Genomic DNA, 26,500 nt, shown 5'->3' on the forward strand with positions numbered 1-26,500 from the left:
CCCGTTGGTGCGGCTTTGGGGGATTGCAGAAGCTATTTAAAACCGCGATTGTCTTTGACCATTTCATAGGCCTTGCTGATTTCCGCAGTCTTCTCGGTAGCCATACGGATCATCTCTTCCGGCACCCCTTTCGCCGCCAGCTTGTCCGGGTGATGTTCACTCATCAGCTTGCGGTAGGCCTTCTTGATCTCCTGATTGGACGCCGACTCACTGACACCCAGCACCTGATAGGCCTGCCCCAGCGAAGGCCGCGATGGGCCAGCAGCCCCCTGCCCGGCTCGATATGCACCGCCAGCACCAGAGAACTGGGCCTGGGCCAGCAGCATGTTGAGAATCTGCTGGAACTGGGCCCTTGGCACTCCCAAACCTTCTGCGACCCGTACCAGCACCTCTTCTTCCGCCTGATGAATCTGGCCGTCGGCCAGGGCTACCTGCAAAAGAATCTCCAGCAACACCAGAATCAGTTGCTTGCGATGTTTAACGGTGTTGGCGAAATCCGCCACAGTGGCATCCAGCGGAAAGTCAGCTTCCTTGCCACGGTTGAACAGGGCAATGGCTTCGCGACGCTGCTCCTCGTTGAGCTGCATGCGATCCATCACCGCCCGGGCCTGGGCAATTTCATCCTCACTGACCCGACCATCCGCCTTGGCCAGGTGCCCCATGATGGAAAACACCGTATCAAACAGGGCTTTCTGAACTTCCGCCTGTTGCGGGCGAACGTTCTGCACCTGGGCCGCGCCCTTGTCGAGCATGTGTCCGATCAACACCCCGACCCCAAGGCCAACGGGCCCGCCCACCAGCATCCCGAGCAAGCCGAGAATAATCTTGCCGCCCCAGTTAAGTTGCATCATTGATCAGCTAATCCGTGGTCTGAACCAGCCAAGGCTGGTCTCGGTGTCCTGTTGCGGACGATACTCCGCACTGACCCAGCCCTCATAATTCAGGCTATCAATGTGGGCAAACACCGTATCAAAATGAATTTCGCCGGTACCCGGTTCATGGCGCCCCGGGTTATCGGCAAACTGAATGTGTCCTATATGGGGACAAAGTCGTGAAAGGGAACGGCACAGGTCCCCCTCCATGATTTGCATATGGTACAAATCGAACTGCAGGCGGATATTGTCCCGTCCCGCTGCGTCGATAGCCGCCATGGCAGTCAGGGAAGTATCAAGAAAGAAACCCGGCATATCCACTTTCGAGTTGATCGCTTCTACCGTCAGGGTGATTCCCTTCGCTGCCAGCAGATCAGCGGCAAAGCGCATGTTTTCCATCAGGGTCTGAAACCCCACCTCATAAGGCAATGAGTCCGGACGAATCCCGGCCAGGCAATTAATCCGCTGGCAATCCAGTTCTTGCGCATACTCCAGGGCCTGAAATACCCCTTCGCGAAACTCCTCCACCCGGTCCGGCAGGCAGGCAATGCCCCGCTCACCGGCCTGCCAGTCGCCGGGCGGCAGATTGAACAGCACCTGGGTCAGATTATGTTGTTTCAGTTTTTCCGCCAGTGTCGCCGCCGGCCAGTCATAGGGAAACAGGAACTCCACCCCCTGGAAACCCGCGTCGGCCGCGGCAGCAAAGCGATCCAGAAACGGCAACTCGGTGAACAGCATGGACAGGTTGGCGGCAAATCTTGGCATCAGTGTTCCTCGTCAGCGCTGCCAAGTCGGACGCCATTGAGCCGCTCCAGTTCCAGCAACAAGCCACTGTGGTCCACCTCGCCATTACCGCTGGCAAGCAAGGCCCGGTATTCCTCGAACACCCTTTGGCTGAGCGGTAACGTCAGGCCTTCACTACGAGCTTCATCAAGAATCATGCGTAGGTCCTTGAGCTGAATCCGCGCCGGCGCTCCGGGCTCGAAATTACGCTGCAGCATGCGCTCGCCATGCTGTTCGAGAATCTTGCTGCCGGCAAAACCACCCAGCAGTGCCTCACGGACTTTTTCCGGCCTTGCCCCGCCTTTTGCCGCCAGCAACAGGGCTTCAGATACCGCCCCGATAGTGATACCGACAATGGCCTGATTGGCGAGCTTGGCCAACTGGCCACTACCCACCGGGCCGATATGCGTTACCGCTCCCATGGGCTGGAATACCTCTGCAGCACGCACAAACGCCTCATCACCGCCGCCCACCATGATGGACAGCGTGCCGGCCTCTGCGCCACGGGTGCCACCGGACACCGGGGCATCCAGGTAATCACCGCCCAGTGCTTCGATGCGCGCCGCATGGCCACGGGCAACCCCAGGCTCGATAGAACTCATGTCGATCACCAGGGCTCCCTGACGAAGCTGGCTGACTGCACCACTCTGGTAAAGCACCTGCTCCACCACCTGGCCACTCTCAAGCATGGTGATCACCACATCCGCGTCAGCGACAGCCTCCGCCGGACTGGCAGCCAGGCGCACTCTGCCAGCAAAAGCTTCCGCCTTTGCCGGGGTACGGTTCCAGAGCGTCAGGGAAAAGCCGGCATCCAGCAGGCGCGCCACCATGGGGGCGCCCATCAGACCGACACCGAGAAAACTGATTGAGGGTTGTGACATGTGGATACCACTTTCACACAGCGCACCGTCAAAGATGCACGCGACAGGAAAAATCTCACGAGCGCCTCAACCGACGCTCTTGAGTGATACTGGCGGCAATTATTGCTGATTAGGCCGGATTACACACCCATACAGGCCTGGGGGTCAGGCCTGTTGCTTGCTACCCCGCACCCACAACACCACACCCAACACTACTGCCACAGCCTGTGCAAGCACGCCCTGTACCGTGGGAAAGAAACCCAGCCACTCGATGGTAGGCACGCCCAGGTAATAGGCATTCAATACGCCTGCTTCCTGCAGGGCGGCAATGCCTCGGCCCAGCAGCACCACCGAGAGCACCAGCAGCACCAGACTGGTCACCCGGAAGAACAGGCTCAGGGGCAGCTTCATACCAATGCGGAAAAACAGGAAGCAGACCACCGCCAGGGCTGCCACAGCTGCACCGATACCATAAAACAGGAAGGCCTGGGTCGCCGCAGTCACCTGACTCCAGAGGGCCTGGTAGAACAGGATGGTTTCGAAGATTTCCCGATACACCGAAATAAAGGATACAAACGTCAACACCCAGATGGTGCCGCTGCCCAGGGCATCGTCCACCTTGTTGCGGATATACCCCAGCCATTTCTGACTGTGGCTGTTGCTGTGCATCCAGAACCCCACGTAGAACAGGATCAGCGCCGCGACCACCCCGGCCACCCCTTCGGTCATTTCCCGGGAGGCGCCACTAAAGGTAATCAGGGAGCTGGCCGCGTACCAGGTCAGGCCACCGGCCACCAGAGCAGCGATCCAGCCCAGATGAATATGGCGGGTGGCGCTGATCGCATTGGCCTTACGGGTAAAGGTAAGCAGGGCTGCCACCACCAGCAGTGCTTCGAGCCCCTCGCGAAACAGAATGAAAAAGCTGGCAGAAAAGGTTGCCGCCGGACTCAGGCCGTCACCGGACAACGCATCCGTTGCTTCAGCCAGGGAGGCGCGCGCAGTCGCCACCCGCTCGCTGACAATATCTGCCTGGTGGCTGCGATCAATGGCTTCCCGCACGGCCATGAAATCCGCCTCGGCACGACGCATGAGATCACCATCCACCGCCGCCAGCTGCTGCTCAATCATCTCGAAACCGTCCAGATAGGCGGACAAAGCCGCGCTGCGGGCGGCCTGCCGATCACCGTTGCGGTACGCCAGCCCGGCTTCCTTCAAACGCTCATCACTCAAGGCAATAAAGCGGTTTTCGTTGAACAGTGCCGACGGCTCCCGGCGCAGATAGCCCAGGGCTGCATAGGCCTGCTCGCCCTGCTCTTTCAGCACATCTTCCGGGGCTTGGGCCACCAGGGTGTCCAGGGTCAGGGAGGTCTTCATGCCTGGAATCGTGTTGAAAGCCGCCTTCCCGGTTTCGGCCATCTCATCGCTGACCGCTTTTGCGCCCACGTAGAACGCCAGAGCCCAGCGATCCTCATCTCTGAGGGTATCCCCGTAAGCCGCCATGCCGGTGCCATCAACGCCCTGAGTGATGGTGGTATGCAGACCCAGTAAGGAGCGGCCGTTGTAGCGGGCCACTTCGGTAAAATCGGTGGGCGCCGGTTCCATTGCCGCGCCAGCAGGCCCATCGCCGCGCCCCTCGGCACCATGACAGGCGGCGCACTGGTTTTGATACAGCTCGGCCGCTCGCTCCAGATCCGGCACCACTTTTGGTGACACCGGGATACCATAAACGGTGACCAGAGTGGCACGGATAGACTGAGCCAGCGTCTTGATACGCGGTTCCCCGGCCTTGTCGGTCACCGCCTGCTGCAGGGCTTCTGCCTGATCCTGCAGGCCTTGTTTTCCCTCAGCATCCGGCAGCTGTGCTACCCCTTCCGCCAACAGGCTCGTGAACTCCTCCATCTCGGCATATTCTTCCGGGCTGACGATAACGCCACCCTCTACCGCATTGATGTAATCCGCGCCCACGTATTCCACCAACTGCACCAGGGCGGTCTGGTTGCTGGCAAAGGCGGGCAGGCAAAGGAAGATAAGTGAAGTCAGAACGGCGGCGAGGCGCCCCGGAGCGGGAACTGCAGTCATGAAAATGAATCCGGTTCATTTTGAAAAGGAGAGTCATTATCATTTATATGCAGCGCGCCATCAAGGACCGCATAGCAATAGAAATGCGACGTTTCAGCCGACGGTAAATGCCAGCACCTTGCTGATATGCGCCTGGGGCCAACCACTCTCTTTTTGCCAGACGTTGAACGCGGCCTGGGCAGCCCGCTGGTCGCGCTGGCTGGCCGGTGGCTTGTCGATGATGTTCTGGGCCTTCAGGGCAGCGATAACATCCCCCGTTGGGTACCAGGTGTCACGCCCCACCATGCGCAGAAAAGCCGCCCCGGAGTTGCCTCCCAGTTGCTTACCGCGCTTCTTGAGCAGCAGCCACATGCCCACGGTGTCATCGGCCGGCCAGTCCGCCAGCCAGTTGCCTACGCTGCCGTACTCCTCGGCAAGATCGAGCACCAGCTGAGCATTGTGCCGAATGGCTTTCATTTTCCCCCAGTGCCGGATCAAACGGGTGTCTTGCATACGCTCGTCCAGCATGGTGTCCGGCATCAGCACCAACTTTTCCGGGTCAAAGCCGAAAAACGCTTCCTCGAAAGCCGGCCACTTGTTGTCCACCAGGGAATGCTTGAGCCCGGCCCGGAAAATGCGTCGGGTCAGGGCGGAAAGATAGAAAGCATCATCGCGGCTGCGCAGCATATCTGCATCCGCCACGGTGGGCAGCTGCCCCTTGACGGCCTGCAGAGAGCCTTTGCGGTTCACCGCCAGGGCCAACAAATCCTTGAATGGGGTCACAGTGTGCTCCGGTAAAGTCAGGAAGCCAGAGGTTCCCTTGATATACAGTAATTTAGCGACATTGTAGAATCGGTGGCTTGCGCTATCCAATTGAACAGGACCGGCATGACAATCGACCAATACCACGTCAACAAATCCGACAAACTGCGCGGCGTATGTTACGACATCCGCGGCCCGGTGCTGCGTGAAGCTCACCGCCTGGAAGACGAAGGCCATCGAGTGATCAAGCTGAACATTGGCAATCCGGCCCCGTTCGGCTTCGAGGCACCGGAAGAGCTGCTTCAGGACGTGATCAGCAACCTGCCGGAATCCACCGGTTACTGCCACTCCAAGGGCCTGTTCCCGGCACGAAAAGCGGTCATGCAGTATACCCAAACCAAGGGCATTGAAGGCGTCACCGTAGACGATGTGATCATCGGCAACGGCGTCTCCGAGCTGATTGTCATGTCCATGCAGGCCCTGCTCAACAGCGGCGACGAAGTGCTGTTGCCGGCCCCGGATTACCCTCTCTGGACCGCTGCCGTTCGCATGTCCGGTGGCACCCCGGTTCACTATTTGTGTGATGAACAGCAAGACTGGCAACCGTCACTGGAAGATATCCGTGCCAAGGTGAACAAGAACACCAAGGCCCTGGTGATCATCAACCCGAACAACCCCACAGGCGCCAACTATGAACCGGCCATGTTGCAGGAGTTGTTGCAGATTGCCCGGGAGAACAACCTGATCGTGTTCGCCGACGAGATCTACGACAAGATCCTCTACGACGGCGAAGAGCACACCTCTATCGCCTCCATGGCCGACGATCTTCTGTTTATAACGTTCAACGGCCTGTCAAAAAATTATCGCGCCGCCGGTTTCCGTGCTGGCTGGATGGTGATCTCAGGCGCAAAACACCGTGCAGAAAGTTATATCGAAGGCCTGGATATGCTGGCCAGCATGCGCCTGTGCGCCAACGTGCCCAGCCAGCATGCCATTCAGACGGCTCTGGGTGGGTATCAGAGCATTGGTGATTTGGTGCTGCCCACCGGGCGCCTGGGGCGCCAGCGTGATCTGGCCTGGGAAATGCTCGATTCCATTCCCGGGGTCAGTTGTGTGAAACCCAAATCTGCCCTGTATCTGTTCCCGAAACTGGACCCGAAGGTCTTTCCCTTCGAGGATGATGAAGCCTTTGCCTTGGATTTACTGCGCGAAGAAAAGGTCTTGATCGTCCAGGGCACCGCCTTCAACTGGCCAGACCCGGATCACTTCCGCGTGGTCTTCCTGCCTCGGGTGGATGATCTTGAAGATTCCATCGGCCGCATTGCCCGTTATCTTGATCGGGCAAGAAAAAAATAACAGGGATTCATGCCCGAACCGACTGGTGGGCGCGTCTCTAGGCGCCGCGCCCACCGTTGCCTGAGAGCCGCCCATGTCACACCTGCACATCGACGACTTCAGTCACGACGTTGCCCGCATTCTAATGCAGGCCTATATGAGCTTCCCTCGCCCTGGCGCGCTGTACGTTGAAGACATTATCGGACCCACGGAGATGGACGATGTGGGATTGCACAGCAGCCGTCATATGGCCTGCCTGGGCGCCATGCTGTGGCTGGCGGAAGAAGGGCTGCTGCGTTATGAGGCGACAATCTTTCAGGAAGGTATTGAGCAGGCAGTACTGACTAACAAAACTTTTGTGCTACTGACTGCCATCAGTGAACTACGCTTCGACAACACCGACCCGGCCCTCCCCGCCACCGTAAAACACGAGAAGGCAACTCTTGCCGAACAGTTCCTGCAGGCCATCCGTGCGCAGGATTCGGTGCGAACAACGGCTGTGGTACGTTATCTGTTATCACGGAACCCGGAGCCGGTACAGGCCGAAGAGTTTGCCGATCTAATCAAACAGGATGGCAGCCAGCACTTCGTCACCGAAGACGGCCTTTAATCCCCTTCCTTTGCCGATGCGTAGGGTGCACTGAGCCGAAGACGGACTGCACCCTACGGAGGCTATTGCGAATACAGTAGCCAGCGATCTGGCCTCAACTATCAAGTTCTGCCGGGCGCCGGTAATGATAATGCACAGTCTTCAAGGCCGGTTCCTCCGCTTCGTCGAAGCCCGGAGCTCCCGGTAACCGTCCTGCCCGTTCCGCCCCCGGCAGATTCTCCTCGATACAGGTTTCCAGCCATTCATAGTCCAGCCAGGGGGCATTCACACAGGCCAGGATCTCCGCTTGCGGGGCCAACAGCCTGTGCAGTTTCCTCAACACTTTGGGGTAATCCTTCTCCACCATGAAACTGCCCTTCTGGGCGCTGGGGGGATCAATCACGATAATGTCGTAACGGCCCAGGCTGTGGAGTTTTTTCCAGCTGCGGAAGATGTTGTGTGGCAGGTAATGCACCTTGGCATTCTCGAATCCGTTGAGCCCATGATTCTGCTGTCCCAGTCTGAGCGCGGGGTCGGAGAGATCAATATTCACCACGGATTCGGCTCCACCGGCCAGGGCCGCCACGGAAAAACTGCAGGTAAAGCTGAACAGGTTGAGGACTTTCTTGCCCTCGGCGCGCTCACGAATCCAGCGCCGCCCTTGCGCCATATCGGCAAAAAAACCCAGATTCTGTCCGCGCTGGAAATCCAGCTTGTAGACCAGCCCATCCTCCTGCGCCAGCGGCGAAGCGGGCAGTTCCCCACACACCAGCACATTCTCCGCTCTGCCGTCATATCGATGCTGGACGACCAGAGTGTCACAGCCCAGGGCGACCAGTGATTTTGTCAGGCAGGCCTCCAGCGCTTTCAGCATGGCCTCGTCCTGGGCACGGAATACCGTGGCCACCAGTACCGGCGCAAAGCTGTCGATGGTCAGCCACTCCAGGGCCGGCACAGTTTTTCCCCGGCCGTGGAAAAGGCGGTGGCGTGGTTGCGTGCGGGGAACCAGATAAGGGGAAAGCAGGTCTGACAGTTCGGAGGGTTGCATAGGACCGGGAGTGCATGTGGCGGGTAAATTTTGCCGCGCAGTATACCTTGCCTTCACGCCCCTCGCCCCCATAATCAAGTTTTCCGATGAAACGTGGAGACAACCGACGATGATGCGCATTGCGCTTTATCTACTGACCAACCTGGCGGTGATTGTGGTCGCCAGCATTACCCTGAGCCTGCTCGGGGTGAATTCCTATTTTGCCGCCAGCGGTTCCGGGCTGGACCTGACCAGCCTGCTGATTTTCAGTGCCGTATTCGGTTTTGCCGGCTCGCTGATTTCCCTGTTGATCTCCAAGCCCATGGCCAAATGGTCTGCGCGGGTGAAGATCATCGAGCAACCCGGCAATGACGCTGAGCGTTGGCTGCTGCAGACCGTTAAAGAGCTGTCTGACAAGGCTGGCATCAAAATGCCGGAAGTGGGTATTTTCCCGGCCCAGCAATCCAATGCCTTTGCCACCGGGTGGAACAAGAATGACGCTCTGGTAGCGGTTTCCCAGGGTCTGCTGTCCCGCTTCCGCCCGGAAGAAGTGCGCGCGGTATTGGCCCATGAAATCGGCCATGTGGCCAATGGCGACATGGTTACCCTGAGCCTGGTACAAGGCGTGGTGAACACCTTCGTCATCTTTGCCGCCCGCGTGGTGGGCTATGTGGTGGACAGCTTCATGCGCCGTGACGGCGGTGGCGGTCTGGGTTTCGGTTACTACATTGTGGTGATCGTGGCGGAGATCATCTTCGGTATCGCTGCCAGCGCCATTGTCATGTGGTTCTCGCGCTTTCGGGAATACCGGGCCGATGTGGCCGGCGCCCAGCTGGCAGACCGCCGCGACATGATCTCGGCCCTGCAACGGCTGAAGGCGGAATCCCAGATGCCCAACCAGATGCCCGACACCCTGGTTGCCTTCGGTATCAACTCCGGCCTCGCCAGGGGCCTGAAAGCGTTGTTTGCTTCTCACCCGCCGCTGGATGATCGTATTGCCGCGCTGCAGGAGAAGCGGCACGGGTGAGAGGCAATTGAAAATTGATAATGAATAATTGATAACGAAAGAGGCGCCCAATCAAAGCGCCTCTTTTTTTGTTTTAGCTATCAATTGTCAATTAAGGCTGCCTCCGTACTCACCCGATACAACACCTGATCCTCATAACCGGTAGTCACCGGCCACAATCCGCATAACTCCCGATCGAGTTCCGCGTCGCCGGTATCTACCACCAGCGGACGCCCTTCCAGGGTTTTCAGTTTGGTGCGGCTGGCGAGAATATGAATGTTATCCTTGCCCAGGCGGCGAATCAGGGCCGGGCTGAACTGCTGGTTGCCACGACCGAACAGGTGGCCCTGGCCGCCGATAACGGTAATAACCGCCCGGGCCGGAGTATCTCCGATCTGCTCCAGCAAGGCCCGTGCTCCCAGGTCCCGACCTACCACTTCGTAGTTGTAGACCAGGTCCACCCCCAACAGCGTGTTTTCCAGACCCAGCTGCTCCATCACCAGCGCCACGGTGGAACCGGACCCCATCAGATAATAGGTATCGTCTTCAAGACTGTCCGCCATCCAGGCGGCAACTTCGGTAACCACCAGATCTTCCACTTCCCGTCCGCCACACTTGACCTGCTGCAGGTAACGGGCTTCGGCCGGGACCTGTAGTTCACCGTAATGGCGAGCGCGAACGACACCTTCTCGAAACGCTACCTCATCAATATCACGGACTTCAGCCAGTTCAAGGCCCACCAGTTCGCCACTAGCCAGCTCTGCCAACAGGCTGCCGGCCGCCTCTGGATTTATGGCGTAAACCGCAGAATGCATCTTGCAGCCGGCAGGCACGCCCAGTACCGGCGTTCCCTGGCCCAACACATCCACCAGATCCCGGGCCGTACCGTCCCCACCAGCGAACAGAATCAGCTCGGCACCGGCGCTTTTCAGGGCCTCCGCTGCCCGACGTGTGTCCTGGGGGCCGCTGGGCATGGTGGACTCACCAACCACCTGGCAAGGCAATCCTGCTTCCCGGCAACTTGTCTCCCCCATCTCGCCGGCCCAGGTCAGTACTGTCAGGTTCTTGGCGCCGGACAAGGCCTTGAGTGCACGCCTCATACGGGCAGGCGCCTGCGGCTCGGCTCCCCGTCGCAGGGCCTCTTCACGGGTTGCCTCCCCATCACTCCCTTTCAGAGCCACGCTGCCACCGAGCCCCGCGTAAGGGTTTACCAGCACACCGAGACAGAGACTTTGGTCGACTTTCATAAAGTGGTCATATCCAGATACAAAAATGGCATTGCTGTCCACAAGGGGCAGCCCCTAAATGAACGACTCAATCATGCATATTTACAGGGATGCAGCCATGAACCTAGACAGCCAGCAACCCGGCAACAATTTCCACGGTGGCGCCATCATTGATGAACAAGGCCGGGAAATACCCATTACCGAGGCTATGATCCAGCAGGCATTTCAACGCCTGGAAAAAAGCTGGCAGCCCCCTGCCCAGTCACTCAACTCCGGGCGAAAAGCTGGCGCATAATCGGTTGCCATGGTGCGGCGATCTCGCCCTGGTAGTGCCAGTTATGCAGCTCGTGGCGCACCGGGTACTGCTTGCGCAATTGGTCAAAGGCCCTGCCCGGGTCGGCTGAGGTCAGGCTGTCTCCCAAACGCTGATGATCCTCCGATAACCGATACGCCACCTGCAACACCCTGAGCAGATCCCTCTCGTTTGCCACCGGCAGCTCAATGATCTCGTTGCTGGCTGACACCGGCGCCGGTTCAGCCTTCACATCCAGCCACTTGCAGAACGCCTGATAGAGCAACTCTGTCCCCTTGAGCTTGCCTTCCGCGCTGTAGCCCGCGATATGCGGCGATCCCAACAGCACCCGCTCAAACAGCAAGGGCGGCACCAGGGGTTCGCTTTCCCAGACATCCAGAATCGTTGCCGGCCCCCGGCCTGCCTGTAGATTCGACAATAACGCCCCGTTATCGATCACCGCCCCCCGGCAGGTATTGATCAGCATCTGCGATTCAGACAGCCGCGACAGCCGGCGCGTATCCAGCAGATGCCGGGTGGCATGGTCACCTCTGTCTGTCAGCGGCACATGCAAGGTGATCAGGTCCGCATCAAGCACGGCATCCAGCGGCTCCAGCTCGTAGGGTCCCTCATAGCCCTGTTCCGCCAGTGGTGGGTCACAGGCTCGCACGCTCATTCCCATCTCAGTCAACCAGTCAGCCACCCGGTGTCCCACATTGCCCAGCCCAACCACCGCCGCCGTTGACCCACGTGGGGAACGGTTGCCAGCCTGACAGAGCAATAGCAATGCCTGGAGCACATACTCCGCCACCGCCCGGGCATTACAACCCGGCGCGTGGGCGAAATGGATGCCCTGCTGTTGCAGATAGGCCAGGTCGACATGGTCGGTGCCGATCGTCGCCGACCCCACAAAACGCACCCGGGACCCTGCCAGCAGACCCGCATCCACCCGGGTCACCGAGCGCACCAGCAACACCTCCGCCTGCCCCAGCTGCTGCCGGGTCAGGCTGCGACCATCAACCCGGGTCACGGTGCCCATAGCTTCAAAGGGCTCCAGGCCCGGCATGTTGGCATCGGCAATAATCTGCATCGGTTTTCCTGTCAGCGGGTGGTGAGCAGGCGGCGGGCGGTGTCATCCACTGCCCGGGCATACTGTCCACCGAAAAGGTTGTAGTGATTCAGCCAGTGATACAGGTCATACACTGGCCAGGCCTGGTATCTCAAGGTAGTGGGATACTCCGCCTGATAGCCCTGATAGAACGCCGCCGGCACACCGCCAAACAGGTTCAACATGGCCAGATCCACCTGCGGATCGCCATGATAACAGGCCGGATCGTAGAACACTGGCTCGCCATTTACTTGGCCCAGGTTGCCCTGCCACAGATCACCATGCACCAGGGCACAGGGCGGCCGGGAAGGCAGCCAGCGGTCCAGCTGCTCGATAACCTGCCCGGTCCGCTCTGCGGCCTGTGCCGGCAGCCCCCTCTCACGCGCCCGTTGCAGTTGGGGCGTCAACCTTTCGTTGGCAAAAAAGGCGACCCAGTCGCTGTGATCCGCGTTGCTTTGCAGACTGGCACCGATAAAGTTGTCCGGGTGACTGCCGTACCGGGCAGGCCCTTCAACCCGGTGCAGGCGACCCAGCGACGCTCCGGCGGCTATCCACTGGCGGCTGCCCGTCAGGGAGGCAATGGGCAGGTACTCAAGAATCAGCACCCCGCCCTCACTGGCAGAATAACAATGCACTACCCGGGGAACGCTCAGGCGTGCTGCCAGTGCCTCCAGGCCGCGCGCTTCCGCTTCCAGCAGCAGAGGATTGCGATGCTGCTTGACAAAATAACGACTCACTCCACCCTCAAGTAGGCCACTACGGGCGGTGTCACCACCGCCAACCGGCGTCAGAGTCCAATCCCCCTGCAAACCAGCCTGATTCAAGGCCTGCCGCACTAATACTGGCAATTTCATAGCAATTAAACGCAACTCCTTGACTATAGAAGCCACCAAAATCGGATCTCACGGCCAATAATGACTGACTGTTCCCCTTGATTTAAGGCATTCTTCTGATTACAACTAGGCACTACGCCAGCCGGGTTACCGGCCAATAACAACAACACAAAGCGATCGCCACCCCATGAAAGCACTCTTGCCCTTGTGCGGCGCCTTCCTTGTCGGCCTGTGTACGGTCGCCATCGCCGCCGATGATGATGGTCTGTCCGAGCAGATCCGCCAGCTGAAAAGCGAAGCCCTGGACCTGAACCGGGATCTCACCCTGCTGGAGCAGGAACTACTTTATGCCACTCCACAAACCAGCATCTTTGTTTCCGTGGATGTGGGCACTCCGATTCGTCTGGTCGACATCAACCTGACTATCGATGGCGAACATGTGGGTTACCACTTCTACAGCGATCAGGAATTCGAAGCTCTCACCAAGGGCGGCATCCAGCGTCTTTATACCGGCAACCTGGCCAGTGGTCGTCATGTCATGGAAGCCACCATCACCGGCTACGATCCGCTGGGCAAGGATTACCAGAAAACCACCAGTTACACCTTCACCAAGGGGGCCGGCAAGAAAATGGTGGAGATGCAGGTGGTAGACGACCTGAACAAGCAACAGCACAAGTTTGAATTCCGTGAGTGGAACCAGCAATGACACAGCTGCGGCGAAAACGGTGGCTGGTCGCGGCGTGCCTTGCCACTCTGTTATCTCCAGCCCAGGCGGCAAAAGTCGAATTTTTCGATGACATCAACCAAGGCCCGATTCCTCTCGGTGTGGAGGAACACCGCTATCTGGCTTTTGGTGAAGTCATGTTCGACTACTATCGCCATGCCAATTTTAATGCCATCAACAAGCTGCTGGTCAATCAGGAGCAGGCGCTATTCAACGAGGATACCGACTACGCCGAGCTGCTGCTTGGCGACCTCTATGTCACCTACGGGCTGCCGGGCAAGGCAGAGGTAATCTTCAACCGCCTGCTGGAAAAGGACATTCTTAGCCGTACCCGGGCCCAGACCTGGCTGCATAAGGCCGCTCTGCACTATCGCGAAGGTAATCTGGCGGAAGCCGCCATGATTCTTGACGGCGACAACGTGGAGGGCCTCGATCCCGCGGACGACGCCAGGCGGCGTCTGATGCTGGCCAATATCTTCATGACAGAAGGGGATTTCGCTGGCGCGCTGGACTACCTGCACTCTGTTCCCGTGAACACTGACGAAGGGCGCTACGCCACCTACAACATGGGTGTCGCGTTGATTCGTGGCGGCCATCGGGCTCAGGGTGTTGCCCTTCTCAAATCCCTGCTGGAAGCCGGTGGCAGCTCAGATCAGGCTCTCGCCCTGCGTGACCGGGCCGCTCTGGCCTCCGGCCTGACCGAATTGCGCGAAGGCAACTTGCAAAGCGCCCGTGCCGACCTGCGCCAAGTACGTAGCGATGGCCCCTTTTCTGAAGACGCACTGCTGGCGCTGGGCCTGGCGAACTATCGGGCAGGGGATGTAAAACGCGCCCTGCCGTTGTGGCTTGAAGCCGTTCGTCGTAACAGCAGCCATCCGTCAGTACAGGAAGCACTCATGCTTGCCCCCCGGGCCTATGAGGAACTGGGCGGCCTGCCCCAGGCTCTGGCCGGCTACCAGTATGCCGCTACAGAATACCGGCAGGCACTGAAGGATATCCAGCGGGCTATCGACAACATCGCCAAGCCGGGCTGGTCAGAAGCGCTGTTGCCTGAAGACAGCAACCAGGCCGGTCTGCTACCCGCCAACAGCAATGATCTGGCTCAGGGCAGCGAGCTCTCCTATCTCTACAAGATGTTTTCCGGCAATACCTTCGCCCAACGCTTCGAGCACTACCGGCAGATACACCAGATCAAGAGCATGGTGAAAAAATGGCAACAATCACTGCCCGCACTTGAGGAAACCTACCAGATCCAACAGCAAAGCCTGAGTCGCCACCTTCCCCATGTGCGAGGTGAAATGACTCGTCACATGAGTCGTCAGGAACAGCTTGCCCTTTCCAGCGACAAGGTATCCTCCGCCATTCCCAATTTTGTCGACATGAGCAAGCCGGAAGACGTTGCCAGTGCCGAACAGGCCATCATGTGGAAAAAAGTGGATGCCATGGCTCGCCAGTTCGGTTCCCTGCCCGGCTCTACCCATGACAATGCTCTACGTCTGCGCCGCATGCGTGGCCTGCTATTGTGGGATATTGCCCACCAGTCGATAGAACAACGGGAAAAACAGGAGCAAGCTGCTACTCAATTACGAGTAGAAAGCGGTGTTCTGGGCGAGCGAATCGCTGCCGTTCAACAGCAGATCCGTGATGCCACCCTGCGCACCCGGGACGACCTTGGCCAACGCTTGGCCGAACAGACTCAGCGAATTGAAAAAATAAAGCGTCTTACCGAAGACACGCTTGAGGCTCTGGAAAAGAGCATGCAGGCCGATGCCCTTGCGCTTTTGCTGGCCAACCAGCAAACGCTGGCTGATCAGCTGGCCGAAGCTCACCTGGCCATTGCCCGCCTGCAGGACTCTTCGGTATCAGACGGCAGCAAACAGAGGAACGAATCGTGAACCGATTTCGCCTGCATGGCCTTGCCGCCGCAATCATTGCCCTTGGCGGCTGTGCGTCTTCGCCACAGAACGGCACCCTGGAGCAACAGGCCCGCTTCGGGGGAACCACCCTGGCGGATCTGGAAAGCACCGACATCATCATCGAAGAACAGCAACTGGAGAGCGCCAGTACTCAGGATGCCTTGAATAGCTACAGGCAGGCCGCCGAATTATTTGATGATCCAGAACGTCGCGCCAAAACCCTTCGTCGCATGGCCGACCTTGCCCTCTCTTCCGCCACCGAACAGGAAATGGGCATTGATGACGCAGACAACGAGCGTCTCGAACAAAGAGTCGACAAGGTCGTCTACGACAACACCATGGAACAGGTGAACACCACCCCGGATACCGAGCGCAAACTGGCACTGCTGGATCTGGCCGGCACCATGGCGCCCTCATTGGCCGACCAGGACGTGGACTACAACACTGCCATTTCCCTGTATCAGGAACTGCTGGACAGTACCACTGACCCGGACCAGCGCGCCGAAGCCTATTATCTGCTGTCCAAGGCCTATGCCATGGATGGCAATCTGGAACAGGCCCGTGCCAGCCTGGATTCCCTGGTCGAACAATATCCGGACAGTGAATGGGCACTGGAATCCCAGTTCCGCCGGGGCGAAATGCTGTTCTCAGACGGCGATTATGAATATGCCGAGCGAGCCTATGCAGACGTCATCAAACGCGGCACCAACAATGAATTCTATAACCAGGCGCTCTACAAACGCGGCTGGAGTCATTACAAACTGGGCGACTACGAACAGGCTCAGGGCAGTTTCTTTACTCTGCTGGATAATCTGAACGGCGCCAGTGAGCTCGATGATGACACCAGTATGGAAAACAAACTGTTCGCTGATACCCAGCGCGTGGTGAGCTTGGCATTCAGTAATCTGGATGGCCCACAGTCGGTGAAGAAGTGGTTTTCCCGCAACGGCAAGCGGGATTATGAACCGGACATCTACCGTTCCCTGGGTCAGGTCTACCTGAGCCAGGAACGTTTCCGGGATGCGGCAGAAGCCTTCGACATGTTTGTTCAGGTCTACCCGGATTCCACCCTGGCACCAGAGTTTTCCAGCCTGCAGATCGATGCCTACCAGAAAGGTGGCTTCCCCACCCTGGTATTGCCTGCCAAGGAAAAATTTATCCAGCACTACGGCATAAACAGCGACTATTGGGGTCGTCACCCCGACATTCGTGAAGAGTATGTATCGCTGCTCAAGGGACACATCCTCGATCTGGCCGAATACCACCATGTGCTCGCCCAGAAATCCGGCAAGCCGTCGGATTACCGCGACCCGGCGCGCTGGTACCAGGAATATCTGGATACTCCGCCAGCCAGCGAAGACCAGCCCAAGGTCAATCACCGCTATGCGGAAGTCCTTTACGCTGCTGAAGATTACCCGGCTGCCATTAGCGAATTCGAACGCACCGCCTATCAATACCAGGATTACGAGAAAGGCGGTGATGCCGCCTTCAATGCCCTGGTGGCCTATCAGCAGATTCTTGACAGCAGCCCGGATGCGGAACAGGAAAGCACCTGGCGGACAAAGAAGATCGCCAGCGCCCAGCAATACGGACAACGCTTCCCTGCACATCCGGAAGTCCCCAATGTGCTGCATGACACCGCTGAGGATCAGCTCGCGCTGGGTGACGTAGAAGGCGCCGTAAAAACGGCCGGCCTTCTGGTCAACCGCCAACCGCCCCCCTCCACCGAGTTGATGCGTTATGGCTGGGCCACCATCGCCAATGGCGAGTTCGACCTGGGTCGCTTCAAGGTTGCCGAGATGGCCTACGGCAAGTTACTCGATATGCAAATGCCCGCTGAGCAGCGGGCGGAATACCGGGAAAAGCTGGCGATCAGTATTTACCGTCAGGCTGAACAGCAGCAGGAACAAGGAAACCTGGATATTGCCGCAGCCACCTTCCTGCGCGTGGGCCAGGCAGTACCGGAGGCCGCAGTACGCAAAAACGCAGAATTCGATGCCGCTACCCTGTTTATCAATCAGGGCCGCAGTGCCGATGCTATTCCGGTTCTGGAAGCTTTCCGCCAGCGTTATCCCGACGATCAGCTCACCAGCACCATCCCGGACAAGCTGGCCATTGCCTACGAGAAACAGGGCAACTACACCGCCGCCGCCGGCGAGCTGCAGTTGATCGCCGCCAATTACAAGGGCGACGATCCGGAACTTTCCCGTCAGGCGCTGTGGAAAGCGGCAGAAATGCAAGACCGGGCCGAACAACCTCAGGCATCCATTGGCCTCTACCAGCAGTACCTTCAGGAGTGGCCTCAGCCCTACGATTTCCGCTCCGAAGCCCAGTTCCGTCTGGTGGAGCTGAACCGGAAAACCGGCAACAGCGAACGGGAAGGCTATTGGCTGCAGCAACTGGTAGCCAGTTACCGGGAAGCCGGCAGTGAAGCCAATGACCGGGTTGCCTGGCTGGCCGCCTACGCCAGCTTTACCCTGGCGGAACCCAGCTTCACGGAATTCAAGCGTATTACGCTTACGCAGCCGCTGAAAACCTCGCTGGCCGCCAAGACCGCAATAATGAAAAAAGCCCTGGCCGACTATCAGGCAGTGGCGGATATCGGCGTGGCAGAATACGCCACCGCCGCCAACTACAAAATCGGCGAAATGTACCGGGTGCTAGCCCGTGATCTGATCGCCTCAGAACGTCCCAAAGGGCTGGATGAACTGGAGCTGGAAGAATATACCATGCTGCTGGAAGACAAGGCCTTCCCTTACGAGGACCAGGCCATCGACATCCTTATCGCCAATACCAATCTGGTCACCGACGATATCTATGACCAGTGGGTAAAGAAAAGCTTTGGCGCTCTGGCTGAACTGATCCCCGGCCGCTATGCGAAGTTTGAACAGGTGGAAAGCTATGTGGATATCATTTACTGATCGAGGCCGCCTGGGCGCGGCCACCGCACTGCTCGCCGCCCTGGTGCTATCCGGCTGTGCCAATAAAGGCGGCATCGGACTGGAGGGCTCAGCCGAAGGCGGTACCAGCAAGTACGAGCAACAAAAAGACGGCGGCGCGGCTGCCGATAGCGATGCCATTCATATTCCACCGGTGCCCCACGATCCCAAGGTGGAGAAATATGCCGAGCAGGCGATGGCGGAATATGCCCGTGCCCTACAGGCCCGGATGGCAGGCAAAGACAAGGAAGCACTGGTGATGTTTCGTTCACTGGGAGAACGTTTTCCCCAGCTTTCCGGTCCCCAGCTCAATGTGGGTCTGATCTACATGGAACAGGAGGACTACGCCAAGGCCCAACAGGCCTTCGAACAGTCCCTGGCCGTCAACGATGCCAACCCCTATGCCCATAACGGCCTCGGTCTGGCATTACGTGAACAGGGCCAGTTCGACGACGCCCGTATTCATTACGAGCGCGCGCTGGTTCTGGACCCCAAATATGCCCGTGCCCATTTCAACCTGGCGGTGCTAGCCGAGCTCTATTTGCAGGATCTGAATCTGGCTCTGGAGCATTTCCAGGCTTACCAGAACCTTCAGAAACTGCCGGATGAGAATGTGGCTAACTGGATTGTGGATCTGCAGCGCAGGGCCCCGGATGCGCCCAGCCAGCCGGTGGCAAACCAGGATGCCGGCAACAAGAATGGAGAGTTGAACTGATGCGCCTTTTACTCGTAATGACTGCCTTTGCATATGCTGCAGTCAGCCACGCTGAAACCGGTGGCCAGGAAGAAGCATCCACCAATGTGATCGGCACCCAGGAAGCCCCCACGGTGCTGAACGTGGTGCCCTGGAAGGACCGGGAGGTCAAGCTGGAAAAAAAGGATCCCACGTCTTCCCTGCTTAACCGGGTGCTGGAACCCCTGGATCAGGAGGTGTTGATGCGGGAAATCGAATACCACCAGTTGCTCAATCAGGAGCCGGATAACGATGATCTATTCCTGAAATAGCGGATCCGTCAATATCACTAGATGCACCCACGCCGTTTTTCTGATAAAAACTAGCGCTTTGGGGAAGCCGCAGCAGACATATCACCGGCCTTTGCTGCGCTACAAACAATAACTCTAACAGGTATTACCGCAGGAGAAGTCCATGCCCACCACCGCCACCGCGCAAAACAACGGCGTTGTTGAGACCGCAATCACCTTTATTCAGGATGGCGGTTTCTTCATGTATCCCATTCTGGTCGTCCTGGCCCTGGGCCTTGCCTTGTCCCTGGAACGCATCATCTACCTCCAGGCCACCAAGGCAAAAAACCAGAAAACCTGGAAAGACGTCTATCCGCTGATTGCCAAGGGCCAATTCCGCCAGGCCCTGGATGTGGTCAGCAGCAGCAACACCGGCATGGCCAAAGTGATCGGCTATGGCCTGGAGCGCGCCAAGACTGCCAAGCGTCACGACGATATCGAACTGGCCATGGAAGAAGGGCTGATGGAAATCATCCCGCGCCTGGAAGCCCGCACACCCTACATCGGCACCTTTGCCAACATTGCTACCCTACTCGGCCTGCTAGGTACCATTCTCGGTCTGATCAGCGCGTTCACCGCGGTGGCCAGTGCAGACCCGGCACAGAAAGCCGACCTGCTTTCCGCCTCTATTTCCGTTGCCATGAACACCACCGCCTTCGGTCTGATTGCCGCCATTCCCATGCTTCTGGCCTTTGCCTTTATCAACGCCATGGCCGGCAAACTGGTGGACAGCATGGAAATGGCCTCGGTGAAATTCGTTAACGTCTTCCGCCAGGTTTCTGCCCAGCAAGAGCGCAAGAACGACGGCCAATAAGCCGTACTTTCTTGTTTTCGCCAATCTGGTGTAAGGATCCGGTATGCGATTTCGCAGACGACGTTCGCGCGACACCGATGTGGAACTGAACATCACTGCCTTTCTGAATCTGATGGTAGTGCTGATTCCGTTTCTGCTGATCAACGCGGTCTTCGCGCAGGTCTCCATCCTGCAGTTGAACCTGCCCGCGGTGAATGACAGCAGCACCCCCTCGGAAGACGACGAAAAAGACAAGCTGGTACTGGAAGTGCTTATTTACGGTAACCGCTACGAAGTGGTGGACCGCAACACCAGTGCCGTACTGAAAATCGTGGACAATAAGGACGGCAAACACAACAGCGCCGCCCTCCACGACTATCTCGTTACCCTGAAAGAAAAGTTTCCTGAGGAAACCGCCATTACCCTGCTTTGTGAGGATGACACCCCCTATGAGGTGATGATTCACACAATGGACGCTGTGCGTCTGTACAACACGCAGATCAATGGTCAGACCATCAAGAAAGAGCTGTTCCCGAGCATCAGCATCGGCTCGGCACCACAGGATCAGGCTGCCAGCACGGGAGGTGACGCATGAAGAAATCAGCCCGCGCGCGCCGTATGTCCCGTCATCATCGCCGCAACAAGACCGTTGCCGCCCTGAACCTGACATCACTGATGGATATCTTCACCATCCTGCTGATCTTTCTGCTGGTGAATAACAACAACGCCGCCAAACTGCCGGATGATCAGGATATCCAGCTACCGGAATCTACCGCGCAGGAACTGCCCAACGATGTACTCATTATTCAGGTCAGCCCCACCGCAGTAGTGATAGATGGTCGCAAGATTGCTGATACCCAGGCGGTAAAAACGCAGGAAGAGCGCACCGTCGATGCCCTGATAGAGGAGCTGAAATTCCGTGCATCACGGGCCCTGGCTCTGGATCCGGAAGAAGAGCGGGAGGTGATGATTCAGGCCGACCGGGATGTGCCCTATGCGGTCATCAAGAAACTGATGCGCAGCTGCATGGAGACGCCCTATACCAAGGTCGCCTTTGCTGTCCTTAAAGTGGCAGAGGAGGAGTCTGAATGACGCAGAACAATAATAACAAACTGCGCATACTCATTGATGGCTCCCTGCCCTGGGACAAACAAGAGGGGGAAGACCGACGCCTTTACGGCATCGTCATCATTCTGCTGATCCTGTCATTGCTGCTGATGATCCTGGTGGAATCGGTCACTATCGAAAAGCCGGATCCGCGGGAACAGCAGGAGATCCCGGACCGGCTGGCGCAGCTGGTTCTTGAGAAACAGAAGGAGCCACCGCCGCCGGAGCCCGAACCGGAACCTGAGCCCGAAGAGGAAGAACCGGAAGAAAAACCAGAACAGGAAGAGCCGAAGCCGGAACCCAAGCCCGAGCCCAAACCGGAGCCACCTCCCCGCCCCACCGAGGAACGACGGGAACAGGCGCGTGAAAAAGCGCAGGCTCGGCTTGAAGAAGATCTGGGCGACTCCCTGGCCGGTCTGGATGATATCGGGCCACTGGTGGATTCCGGCAACAGCCTGCGCACCGGTGGCGACACTGCTGCCAAGGCTGAGCGGGATCTGATCGGCAAACGTGCCGGCGCCGGCTCTGGCGGCGTGGCAACCGCCAGGGCATCCAGCGGCGGTGGCGGTGGCGGTACCCTGTCCGCCGGTACCGTGGGCGGCGGCAAGGTGGACAGCAAGATTGCCGAATCCGGCCAGGTAGCCAGTACGACCCGCAAGGGCAGCGACGGCAAGAGCCGCCGTACCCAGGAACAGCTGCGACGCGTATTCGACCGCTACGCTGGCAAGTTCAACAGCCAGTACCAGCGTGCGCTGCGCAGCAACCCTGCCCTGCAAGGCACAGTGGTTCTCTATCTGGTTATCGCCCCCAGCGGCGATGTTCAGGATGTGAAAGTGAAATCCAGCCAGCTGGGCGACAGCCAACTGGAAAGACGCATCATGCTGATCGCAAAAGGCATGAACTTTGGTGCCATGAATGTGGAAACCTGGAAGGGAGACTACAAGTTGAACTTCTTCCCGAACTGACCGTATCCATCGGTCACAAAAAAGCCCGGCTCAAAAAACCGGGCTTTTTTTGTAATGAGGGCAACCTCGTCTTGGCTGTTAATGCGTAGGGTGCACTGAGCCTCAGGCGAACTGCACCGATTCGGCGTTTGATGGTGCAGTTCGCCTTCGGCTCAGTGCACACTACCCTATCCTCTTCCCATTGGAGTGGTTCCCGAGAGGAAAACGTGTTTGCCAGTCAGACAAGTTTTTCCAGCGCTGCCCGTAACCGCTCCGGGATAGGTACCGGCCGGCCGCTTTCCCGATTCACAAAAACATGGACCACAAAACCGGTTGCCTTGGCTGGGCCTGCAGCACCGAACAATGCCAGGCCGTAACGCACTGAACTGTTACCCAGTTTGTCCACTTTCATGCCCACCACCAGCGACTCCGGATAGGCAGCAGCCTCCAGATAATCACAACCGGAGCTGACTACATAGGCAATGTGCTCCCCGCCATGTATATCCAGCCCTCCCTGATGGATCAGATAGCGATTGATGGTGGAATCAAAATAGCTGTAATAGACCACATTGTTGATATGGCCGTAGATGTCGTTGTCGCTCCAGCGGCTGTCCACAGGGCAGAGATAGCCATACTCGCCACGATCTGGTCGGTTACCCTTCTCTGCCATTAGTACACCGCCTTGTAGATCGCCAGGGCATCCGCCTCGGACACTTCCCGTGGATTATTGACCAGCAAACGTTGCTGGAGCATTGCATCCGCAGCCAGGGTCTCCAGGCTGTCTTCACTGACCCCGGCATCACGCAGGCGCACCGGCAAGCCAACCGCATCAATGAGAGTCTCCAGAGCACCAATCAGCGCCTGGGCACCGCTGCTGGCATCCGTGAAGGGCTGATCGCTGAGAATCGGTGCCAGCTCTGCATACAAGGGCGCCGCAACAACAGCATTGAATTTCAGCACTTCCGGTAGCACCAGGGAGTTACTCAAGCCGTGGGGGATATGAAAATGCCCACCCAGGGGGTAGGCCAGCGCATGTACGGCAGCCACCGGCGCGTTGGCGAAGGCCTGCCCGGCCATCATGGCCCCCAGCAGACAGGCCTCACGGGCCGCCAGGTTGCCGCCCTCTTTCACTGCGGTAACGAGGTTGTCACTCAGCAGGCGAAGCGCTTCACGGGCCAGCATATCTGAATAAGGATTTTTCTTGTGGGCACTGGTGTAGGCCTCGATGGCATGGACCATGGCATCCACGCCGGTCGCAGCGGTCACATGGGCCGGCAGGCCCAGTGTCAGCTCCGCATCCAGTACCGCCAAATCCGGCAGCAGCGATGGTGCTACCACACCGGCCTTGGTAGTGGCGCCGGTAGTAACAATGGCCACCGGGGTCACTTCCGAGCCCGTACCTGCCGTGGTGGGCACCTGTATCAACGGCAAGCGCGGTCCGGTTGCCAGTCCCACACCGTAGATATCCGATAGCTGCTGGTTGGCATCCGGATGCGCCAGCAAGGCCACCAGCTTGGCCACATCCATGGAAGAACCGCCCCCGAAGCCGATCACCAGATCGGCCCGTTCCTCACGGGCCTGGCGGGCGGCATCAAGGACAATGGTGTCTGCCGGATCAGCACTGACCTGATCAAAGATGGCCAGCGGCATTCCCGCTTCCCGAAAGCTGTCTTCCACCGGCCCAAGCAGCGGCGTACTGCGAAGGCCCGGATCCGTGACCAACAGCACACGGCTCGCGCCCCGCTCCTGACAAAGCTCGGGCAAACGCCCGGCGGCACCCGCCTCTACCAACACACGATGGGTGGTTGCGAACTCGAAACCCGGCATGATCACTCTCCTGAAATTCCGTGCCGATTAGGGCATCAATGCTAGCACAGGCGGGGATGGCGAATGACGCCGTGGTAGCCGCGATTTGCGTCGCGGCTACCAGCAGGAAATCAACTTTTCACCACAGAGGGCACTGAGTTAACTGAGAAAAAGCGAGGTCGGACCGGGAGGTGGCGAGGCTTCCACTCAGAAAGAACGGTGGCCCCGAGACAGGACGCCAGGTCTGTCTCGGAGCCTGTTTCCTGGTTAACCGATAAAGTAGCTGTGCGCGTTCTCGTTGATCTGATCGCTCACGTACTGGGCCAGCGCCTGTACGGTCCATTGCACCGGCGACGTCATCGGTTCGGGGATGAGGCTGGCATCGGCCACGAACAGCCCTGCTGTGCCATACACCTGCCCTGTGGGCGCCACCACCGCCTCGTAGGGGTCAGACCCCATCCGGCAGGTGCCGTGGGGGCTGAAACTGTTAGCCCGGAAGGTGTACATGCCCTTGAGACCGAAATCCACCTTGTCCAGGGTTTCATCCAGCGCGAATACCGAATCCACTTCCAGATTCTGGAAGGTGGGCATATAGACCTTTTCCGCACCACCGGAGAAGAAGATCCGCGCTGCCAGTGCGGCGGATGCCTTCATGTTGTTGAACTCTTCCCGGTTCGGGTTCCAGTGAATGGTCTTGTCACCGGTATAGGCATCTCCGGACCATTCCACATACCCTCTGCCCTGGTCGGTGCTGAACGCATTCACCCCGGCGTAGTACTTGTAGTCTTTCATGAAGTCGATGTGGGCCTTGCCCGCCTTCATGTCACCCTGGGCCAGCAAGGATTCGGGCTCTGCCAAGCCCGAGAAGATGGTATAGCCATCGGTACGGGTGAATTCATCTACCTGCACCCCGACCAATGCGCCCCGGAAACCGTACAACGGCTCCTTGAACTTGCCCAGTACCTGGGTGAAGGGCTGAATCGACAGGTTGCGGCCCAACTGACCACTGCGATCTTCCACCTGACTACGCTGCATGATCAGTGGTGTATGAATGGCACCGGCGGCCAATACCACCATATCCGCATCCACCTGCATGTCCGCCACATGGGCGCCGCTGTCCGGGTCGGTAATACGCGCTTCCACCCCCCGGGCACGGCCATCACGGGTCAGTACGCGCACCACTTCGGTATCTGAAAAGATCCGCGCGCCATAGGCGGCAGCCCAGGGTAGATGCGTCACCAGGGAGCTCATTTTCCGGTCGGAGGGGCAGCCAGCCAGGCAGTGTCCGGTCAAGGCACACTGCTTCACATTGCGCTGGGCCGGTTTCCAGGAAAACTGCATTTTCTCGCAGCCCTGAATCACCTTGTGGGCACAGGCATTGATCTCGTGGGCCTCGTTGATATGGATCTGCAACTGATCGGCCACGCCATCCAGATAGGGCCGGAACTTTTCCGCGGACAGATTCTCCAGGCCGTACTGGCTGGCCCAGCCATCCAGCACCTCGTCACCGGGCTCTTCCATCACACAGGCGCCAATCACCGTGGAGCCACCGACACAGGCTCCCTGAACAAAGATGATGTCCGCCGTGGTATTCACCTGGCCAACCTGATCCTGATAGATCTGGGTCATGGTATCGCCCAGATGCTCGGTAAACCGGGAGCTGGGATAGTAACGGCCGGATTCCAGCACCAGCACATCACGGCCGGCTTTCGCCATTTCATAGGCCACAATGGAACCGGCGGCACCGGAGCCCACCACCACCACATCGGTTTTCAGAGTGAAGCGTTTGCCCAGGTTTGCGTCCAGGGCCACATCTTTTGCCTCGGTGACGGGGACACCGTCACGGGCGACACGTACAAAAGCCATAATTCCCCCTGTCAGGCTCGCGGCAACGGTGCATTACCCAGACGCCGCACGCCCCACACTTCGGTCACCGGTCCGTGGTATTCCAGCCCCGGCCAGGTGCGCTCATCACGCCAGTAGTTCAATGCCACCAGGGCTTTCAGCGTGGTCATCAGGCCACGCTCGAAGAACGACCCTTCCTGCATGGCGTTAACGTAATCGAGAGCCTTGTCATCGGAGAGGGAGGTGAACTGGCTGAACTTGAAGCTGACCATGGGGCGGTTGTTGAACACCCAGATACCCAGGCCGAGCAACTCGCGGGTCTGCTGGGGCATACGCTGTGTCATGGCGTCCACATTCTTGACCGTCGGCACGACCTCGGTACTGGATGGCAGCCCATAACTGGCAGTGGGTAACATGACCTCGGTCAGGCGGGTAATAACCCGGGCTTCATCCTGATTGAGGCTATGGTATTGCAGCGCTTCCGGGGCATTTCGTCGCCCGAACATACTGGCACAACCGGAGGTAACTGCGGCGCTGGCGAGCACGGAGCTACGCAGAAAACTGCGACGACTCAATGGCTCCAGTCCGGCAAGAAAGCCGGGCAGCGGCGCACGCTTGTTGTTATTCATCTAACCCTCTCCTGGGCAGGCCC

Annotated in this window: 26 protein-coding genes; 13 read left to right on the top strand and 13 right to left on the bottom strand. The window is 58.5% G+C overall.

Annotation, left to right across the window (positions count from 1 at the left end; translation table 11 throughout):
• Positions 1–32 precede the first annotated feature (32 nt).
• The 5 genes from djlA to HUJ17_RS05675 form a co-directional block, all read right to left on the bottom strand.
• A complete protein-coding gene (gene djlA / locus HUJ17_RS05655; protein ID WP_290509765.1) occupies positions 33–851 on the bottom strand; it encodes a co-chaperone DjlA in 819 nt (272 codons plus the stop codon).
• Positions 852–854: 3 nt separating this feature from the next.
• Entirely contained in the window at positions 855–1,637 is a 783-nt protein-coding gene (hyi, locus tag HUJ17_RS05660; RefSeq protein ID WP_290509766.1) for a hydroxypyruvate isomerase, read from the bottom strand.
• Positions 1,637–2,536, bottom strand: a complete 900-nt coding sequence (locus HUJ17_RS05665; protein ID WP_290509767.1) for an NAD(P)-dependent oxidoreductase — start codon at positions 2,534–2,536, stop codon at positions 1,637–1,639. Before HUJ17_RS05665 ends, hyi begins: the two co-directional genes overlap by 1 nt.
• 144 nt (positions 2,537–2,680) lie before the next feature.
• Positions 2,681–4,594, bottom strand: a complete 1,914-nt coding sequence (locus HUJ17_RS05670; protein WP_290509768.1) for an FTR1 family protein — start codon at positions 4,592–4,594, stop codon at positions 2,681–2,683.
• Between the two features lie 93 nt (positions 4,595–4,687).
• A complete protein-coding gene (locus HUJ17_RS05675; RefSeq protein WP_290509769.1) occupies positions 4,688–5,356 on the bottom strand; it encodes a DNA-3-methyladenine glycosylase I in 669 nt (222 codons plus the stop codon).
• A gap of 105 nt (positions 5,357–5,461) precedes the next feature.
• Between HUJ17_RS05675 and HUJ17_RS05680 the strand changes: the two genes are divergently transcribed.
• The gene (locus tag HUJ17_RS05680; RefSeq protein WP_290509770.1) at positions 5,462–6,691 is read left to right on the top strand and encodes a pyridoxal phosphate-dependent aminotransferase; all 1,230 of its coding nucleotides are present in this window, start codon (positions 5,462–5,464) and stop codon (positions 6,689–6,691) included.
• A gap of 73 nt (positions 6,692–6,764) precedes the next feature.
• Positions 6,765–7,280, top strand: coding sequence for a hypothetical protein (locus tag HUJ17_RS05685; RefSeq protein ID WP_290509771.1), 516 nt, complete (start codon positions 6,765–6,767; stop codon positions 7,278–7,280).
• Positions 7,281–7,374: 94 nt separating this feature from the next.
• Here HUJ17_RS05685 and HUJ17_RS05690 read toward each other — a convergent pair whose 3' ends face one another.
• A complete protein-coding gene (locus tag HUJ17_RS05690; RefSeq protein WP_290509772.1) occupies positions 7,375–8,307 on the bottom strand; it encodes a class I SAM-dependent methyltransferase in 933 nt (310 codons plus the stop codon).
• Positions 8,308–8,416: 109 nt separating this feature from the next.
• On the opposite strand from HUJ17_RS05690, the gene htpX reads away from it, so the two are divergent.
• Entirely contained in the window at positions 8,417–9,313 is an 897-nt protein-coding gene (gene htpX / locus HUJ17_RS05695) for a protease HtpX (RefSeq protein ID WP_290509773.1), read from the top strand.
• A gap of 80 nt (positions 9,314–9,393) precedes the next feature.
• Here htpX and HUJ17_RS05700 read toward each other — a convergent pair whose 3' ends face one another.
• Positions 9,394–10,539: an ATP-NAD kinase family protein gene (locus tag HUJ17_RS05700; protein ID WP_290509774.1), complete on the bottom strand. Its 1,146-nt coding sequence runs from the start codon at positions 10,537–10,539 to the stop codon at positions 9,394–9,396.
• A 73-nt stretch (positions 10,540–10,612) separates the two neighbouring features.
• Here HUJ17_RS05700 and HUJ17_RS05705 point away from each other — a divergent pair, with 73 nt between their 5' ends.
• Positions 10,613–10,813: a PA1571 family protein gene (locus tag HUJ17_RS05705; protein WP_366471172.1), complete on the top strand. Its 201-nt coding sequence runs from the start codon at positions 10,613–10,615 to the stop codon at positions 10,811–10,813.
• Here HUJ17_RS05705 and HUJ17_RS05710 read toward each other — a convergent pair.
• Both HUJ17_RS05710 and HUJ17_RS05715 read right to left on the bottom strand, forming a co-directional pair.
• Complete coding sequence (locus HUJ17_RS05710) at positions 10,785–11,900, bottom strand: 4-phosphoerythronate dehydrogenase (RefSeq protein ID WP_290509776.1); 1,116 nt, start codon at positions 11,898–11,900, stop codon at positions 10,785–10,787. The two genes, HUJ17_RS05705 and HUJ17_RS05710, sit on opposite strands and share 29 nt — an antisense overlap.
• Before the next feature lie 11 nt (positions 11,901–11,911).
• Complete coding sequence (locus HUJ17_RS05715) at positions 11,912–12,772, bottom strand: fructosamine kinase family protein (protein WP_290509777.1); 861 nt, start codon at positions 12,770–12,772, stop codon at positions 11,912–11,914.
• A 166-nt stretch (positions 12,773–12,938) separates the two neighbouring features.
• On the opposite strand from HUJ17_RS05715, the gene HUJ17_RS05720 reads away from it, so the two are divergent.
• The 9 genes from HUJ17_RS05720 to HUJ17_RS05760 all read left to right on the top strand — a co-directional run bounded on the left by HUJ17_RS05720 (position 12,939) and on the right by HUJ17_RS05760 (position 22,218).
• On the top strand, positions 12,939–13,457 hold the full coding sequence (locus HUJ17_RS05720) for a hypothetical protein (RefSeq protein ID WP_290509778.1): 519 nt from the start codon (positions 12,939–12,941) through the stop codon (positions 13,455–13,457).
• Positions 13,454–15,370 (top strand): tetratricopeptide repeat protein, encoded by a 1,917-nt coding sequence (locus HUJ17_RS05725; RefSeq protein WP_290509779.1) that lies wholly within the window; start codon positions 13,454–13,456, stop codon positions 15,368–15,370. Before HUJ17_RS05720 ends, HUJ17_RS05725 begins: the two co-directional genes overlap by 4 nt.
• Positions 15,367–18,312: a tetratricopeptide repeat protein gene (locus HUJ17_RS05730; RefSeq protein WP_290509780.1), complete on the top strand. Its 2,946-nt coding sequence runs from the start codon at positions 15,367–15,369 to the stop codon at positions 18,310–18,312. Before HUJ17_RS05725 ends, HUJ17_RS05730 begins: the two co-directional genes overlap by 4 nt.
• The gene (locus HUJ17_RS05735) at positions 18,293–19,045 is read left to right on the top strand and encodes a tetratricopeptide repeat protein (RefSeq protein WP_290509781.1); all 753 of its coding nucleotides are present in this window, start codon (positions 18,293–18,295) and stop codon (positions 19,043–19,045) included. Before HUJ17_RS05730 ends, HUJ17_RS05735 begins: the two co-directional genes overlap by 20 nt.
• Positions 19,045–19,335 (top strand): hypothetical protein, encoded by a 291-nt coding sequence (locus HUJ17_RS05740; RefSeq protein WP_290509782.1) that lies wholly within the window; start codon positions 19,045–19,047, stop codon positions 19,333–19,335. The genes HUJ17_RS05735 and HUJ17_RS05740 overlap by 1 nt, the downstream gene beginning before the upstream one ends.
• A 142-nt stretch (positions 19,336–19,477) precedes the next feature.
• Complete coding sequence (locus HUJ17_RS05745; RefSeq protein ID WP_290509783.1) at positions 19,478–20,167, top strand: MotA/TolQ/ExbB proton channel family protein; 690 nt, start codon at positions 19,478–19,480, stop codon at positions 20,165–20,167.
• 43 nt (positions 20,168–20,210) lie between these two features.
• Positions 20,211–20,741, top strand: a complete 531-nt coding sequence (locus tag HUJ17_RS05750; protein WP_290509784.1) for a biopolymer transporter ExbD — start codon at positions 20,211–20,213, stop codon at positions 20,739–20,741.
• Complete coding sequence (locus HUJ17_RS05755) at positions 20,738–21,238, top strand: biopolymer transporter ExbD (protein ID WP_290509785.1); 501 nt, start codon at positions 20,738–20,740, stop codon at positions 21,236–21,238. Before HUJ17_RS05750 ends, HUJ17_RS05755 begins: the two co-directional genes overlap by 4 nt.
• Positions 21,235–22,218, top strand: a complete 984-nt coding sequence (locus HUJ17_RS05760) for an AgmX/PglI C-terminal domain-containing protein (RefSeq protein WP_290509786.1) — start codon at positions 21,235–21,237, stop codon at positions 22,216–22,218. The genes HUJ17_RS05755 and HUJ17_RS05760 overlap by 4 nt, the downstream gene beginning before the upstream one ends.
• A 217-nt stretch (positions 22,219–22,435) precedes the next feature.
• Here the strand turns inward: HUJ17_RS05760 and HUJ17_RS05765 are convergent, their stop codons facing one another.
• From HUJ17_RS05765 to HUJ17_RS05780, 4 genes are all read right to left on the bottom strand, one after another.
• A complete protein-coding gene (locus HUJ17_RS05765; RefSeq protein ID WP_290509787.1) occupies positions 22,436–22,867 on the bottom strand; it encodes a thioesterase family protein in 432 nt (143 codons plus the stop codon).
• Positions 22,867–24,024, bottom strand: coding sequence for an iron-containing alcohol dehydrogenase (locus tag HUJ17_RS05770; RefSeq protein ID WP_290509788.1), 1,158 nt, complete (start codon positions 24,022–24,024; stop codon positions 22,867–22,869). Before HUJ17_RS05770 ends, HUJ17_RS05765 begins: the two co-directional genes overlap by 1 nt.
• A gap of 246 nt (positions 24,025–24,270) precedes the next feature.
• Positions 24,271–25,869, bottom strand: coding sequence for a GMC family oxidoreductase (locus HUJ17_RS05775; RefSeq protein WP_290509789.1), 1,599 nt, complete (start codon positions 25,867–25,869; stop codon positions 24,271–24,273).
• A gap of 11 nt (positions 25,870–25,880) precedes the next feature.
• Positions 25,881–26,477 (bottom strand): transcriptional initiation protein Tat, encoded by a 597-nt coding sequence (locus HUJ17_RS05780; protein WP_290509790.1) that lies wholly within the window; start codon positions 26,475–26,477, stop codon positions 25,881–25,883.
• Between the last annotated feature and the right edge of the window lie 23 nt (positions 26,478–26,500).

Source organism: Alcanivorax sp. (assembly GCF_014762765.1).
In the GTDB taxonomy this organism is placed as follows: domain Bacteria; phylum Pseudomonadota; class Gammaproteobacteria; order Pseudomonadales; family Alcanivoracaceae; genus Alcanivorax.

Bases quoted from the DNA above. Each gene is read 5' to 3' on its own strand.
- djlA (WP_290509765.1), bottom strand. From the start codon at position 851: ATGATGCAACTTAACTGGGGCGGCAAGATTATTCTCGGCTTGCTCGGG.
- hyi (WP_290509766.1), bottom strand. From the start codon at position 1,637: ATGCCAAGATTTGCCGCCAACCTGTCCATGCTGTTCACCGAGTTGCCG.
- HUJ17_RS05665 (WP_290509767.1), bottom strand. From the start codon at position 2,536: ATGTCACAACCCTCAATCAGTTTTCTCGGTGTCGGTCTGATGGGCGCC.
- HUJ17_RS05670 (WP_290509768.1), bottom strand. From the start codon at position 4,594: ATGACTGCAGTTCCCGCTCCGGGGCGCCTCGCCGCCGTTCTGACTTCA.
- HUJ17_RS05680 (WP_290509770.1), top strand. From the start codon at position 5,462: ATGACAATCGACCAATACCACGTCAACAAATCCGACAAACTGCGCGGC.
- HUJ17_RS05685 (WP_290509771.1), top strand. From the start codon at position 6,765: ATGTCACACCTGCACATCGACGACTTCAGTCACGACGTTGCCCGCATT.
- HUJ17_RS05690 (WP_290509772.1), bottom strand. From the start codon at position 8,307: ATGCAACCCTCCGAACTGTCAGACCTGCTTTCCCCTTATCTGGTTCCC.
- htpX (WP_290509773.1), top strand. From the start codon at position 8,417: ATGATGCGCATTGCGCTTTATCTACTGACCAACCTGGCGGTGATTGTG.
- HUJ17_RS05700 (WP_290509774.1), bottom strand. From the start codon at position 10,539: ATGAAAGTCGACCAAAGTCTCTGTCTCGGTGTGCTGGTAAACCCTTAC.
- HUJ17_RS05705 (WP_366471172.1), top strand. From the start codon at position 10,613: ATGCATATTTACAGGGATGCAGCCATGAACCTAGACAGCCAGCAACCC.
- HUJ17_RS05710 (WP_290509776.1), bottom strand. From the start codon at position 11,900: ATGCAGATTATTGCCGATGCCAACATGCCGGGCCTGGAGCCCTTTGAA.
- HUJ17_RS05715 (WP_290509777.1), bottom strand. From the start codon at position 12,772: ATGAAATTGCCAGTATTAGTGCGGCAGGCCTTGAATCAGGCTGGTTTG.
- HUJ17_RS05720 (WP_290509778.1), top strand. From the start codon at position 12,939: ATGAAAGCACTCTTGCCCTTGTGCGGCGCCTTCCTTGTCGGCCTGTGT.
- HUJ17_RS05725 (WP_290509779.1), top strand. From the start codon at position 13,454: ATGACACAGCTGCGGCGAAAACGGTGGCTGGTCGCGGCGTGCCTTGCC.
- HUJ17_RS05735 (WP_290509781.1), top strand. From the start codon at position 18,293: ATGTGGATATCATTTACTGATCGAGGCCGCCTGGGCGCGGCCACCGCA.
- HUJ17_RS05740 (WP_290509782.1), top strand. From the start codon at position 19,045: ATGCGCCTTTTACTCGTAATGACTGCCTTTGCATATGCTGCAGTCAGC.
- HUJ17_RS05745 (WP_290509783.1), top strand. From the start codon at position 19,478: ATGCCCACCACCGCCACCGCGCAAAACAACGGCGTTGTTGAGACCGCA.
- HUJ17_RS05750 (WP_290509784.1), top strand. From the start codon at position 20,211: ATGCGATTTCGCAGACGACGTTCGCGCGACACCGATGTGGAACTGAAC.
- HUJ17_RS05755 (WP_290509785.1), top strand. From the start codon at position 20,738: ATGAAGAAATCAGCCCGCGCGCGCCGTATGTCCCGTCATCATCGCCGC.
- HUJ17_RS05760 (WP_290509786.1), top strand. From the start codon at position 21,235: ATGACGCAGAACAATAATAACAAACTGCGCATACTCATTGATGGCTCC.
- HUJ17_RS05765 (WP_290509787.1), bottom strand. From the start codon at position 22,867: ATGGCAGAGAAGGGTAACCGACCAGATCGTGGCGAGTATGGCTATCTC.
- HUJ17_RS05770 (WP_290509788.1), bottom strand. From the start codon at position 24,024: ATGCCGGGTTTCGAGTTCGCAACCACCCATCGTGTGTTGGTAGAGGCG.
- HUJ17_RS05775 (WP_290509789.1), bottom strand. From the start codon at position 25,869: ATGGCTTTTGTACGTGTCGCCCGTGACGGTGTCCCCGTCACCGAGGCA.
- HUJ17_RS05780 (WP_290509790.1), bottom strand. From the start codon at position 26,477: ATGAATAACAACAAGCGTGCGCCGCTGCCCGGCTTTCTTGCCGGACTG.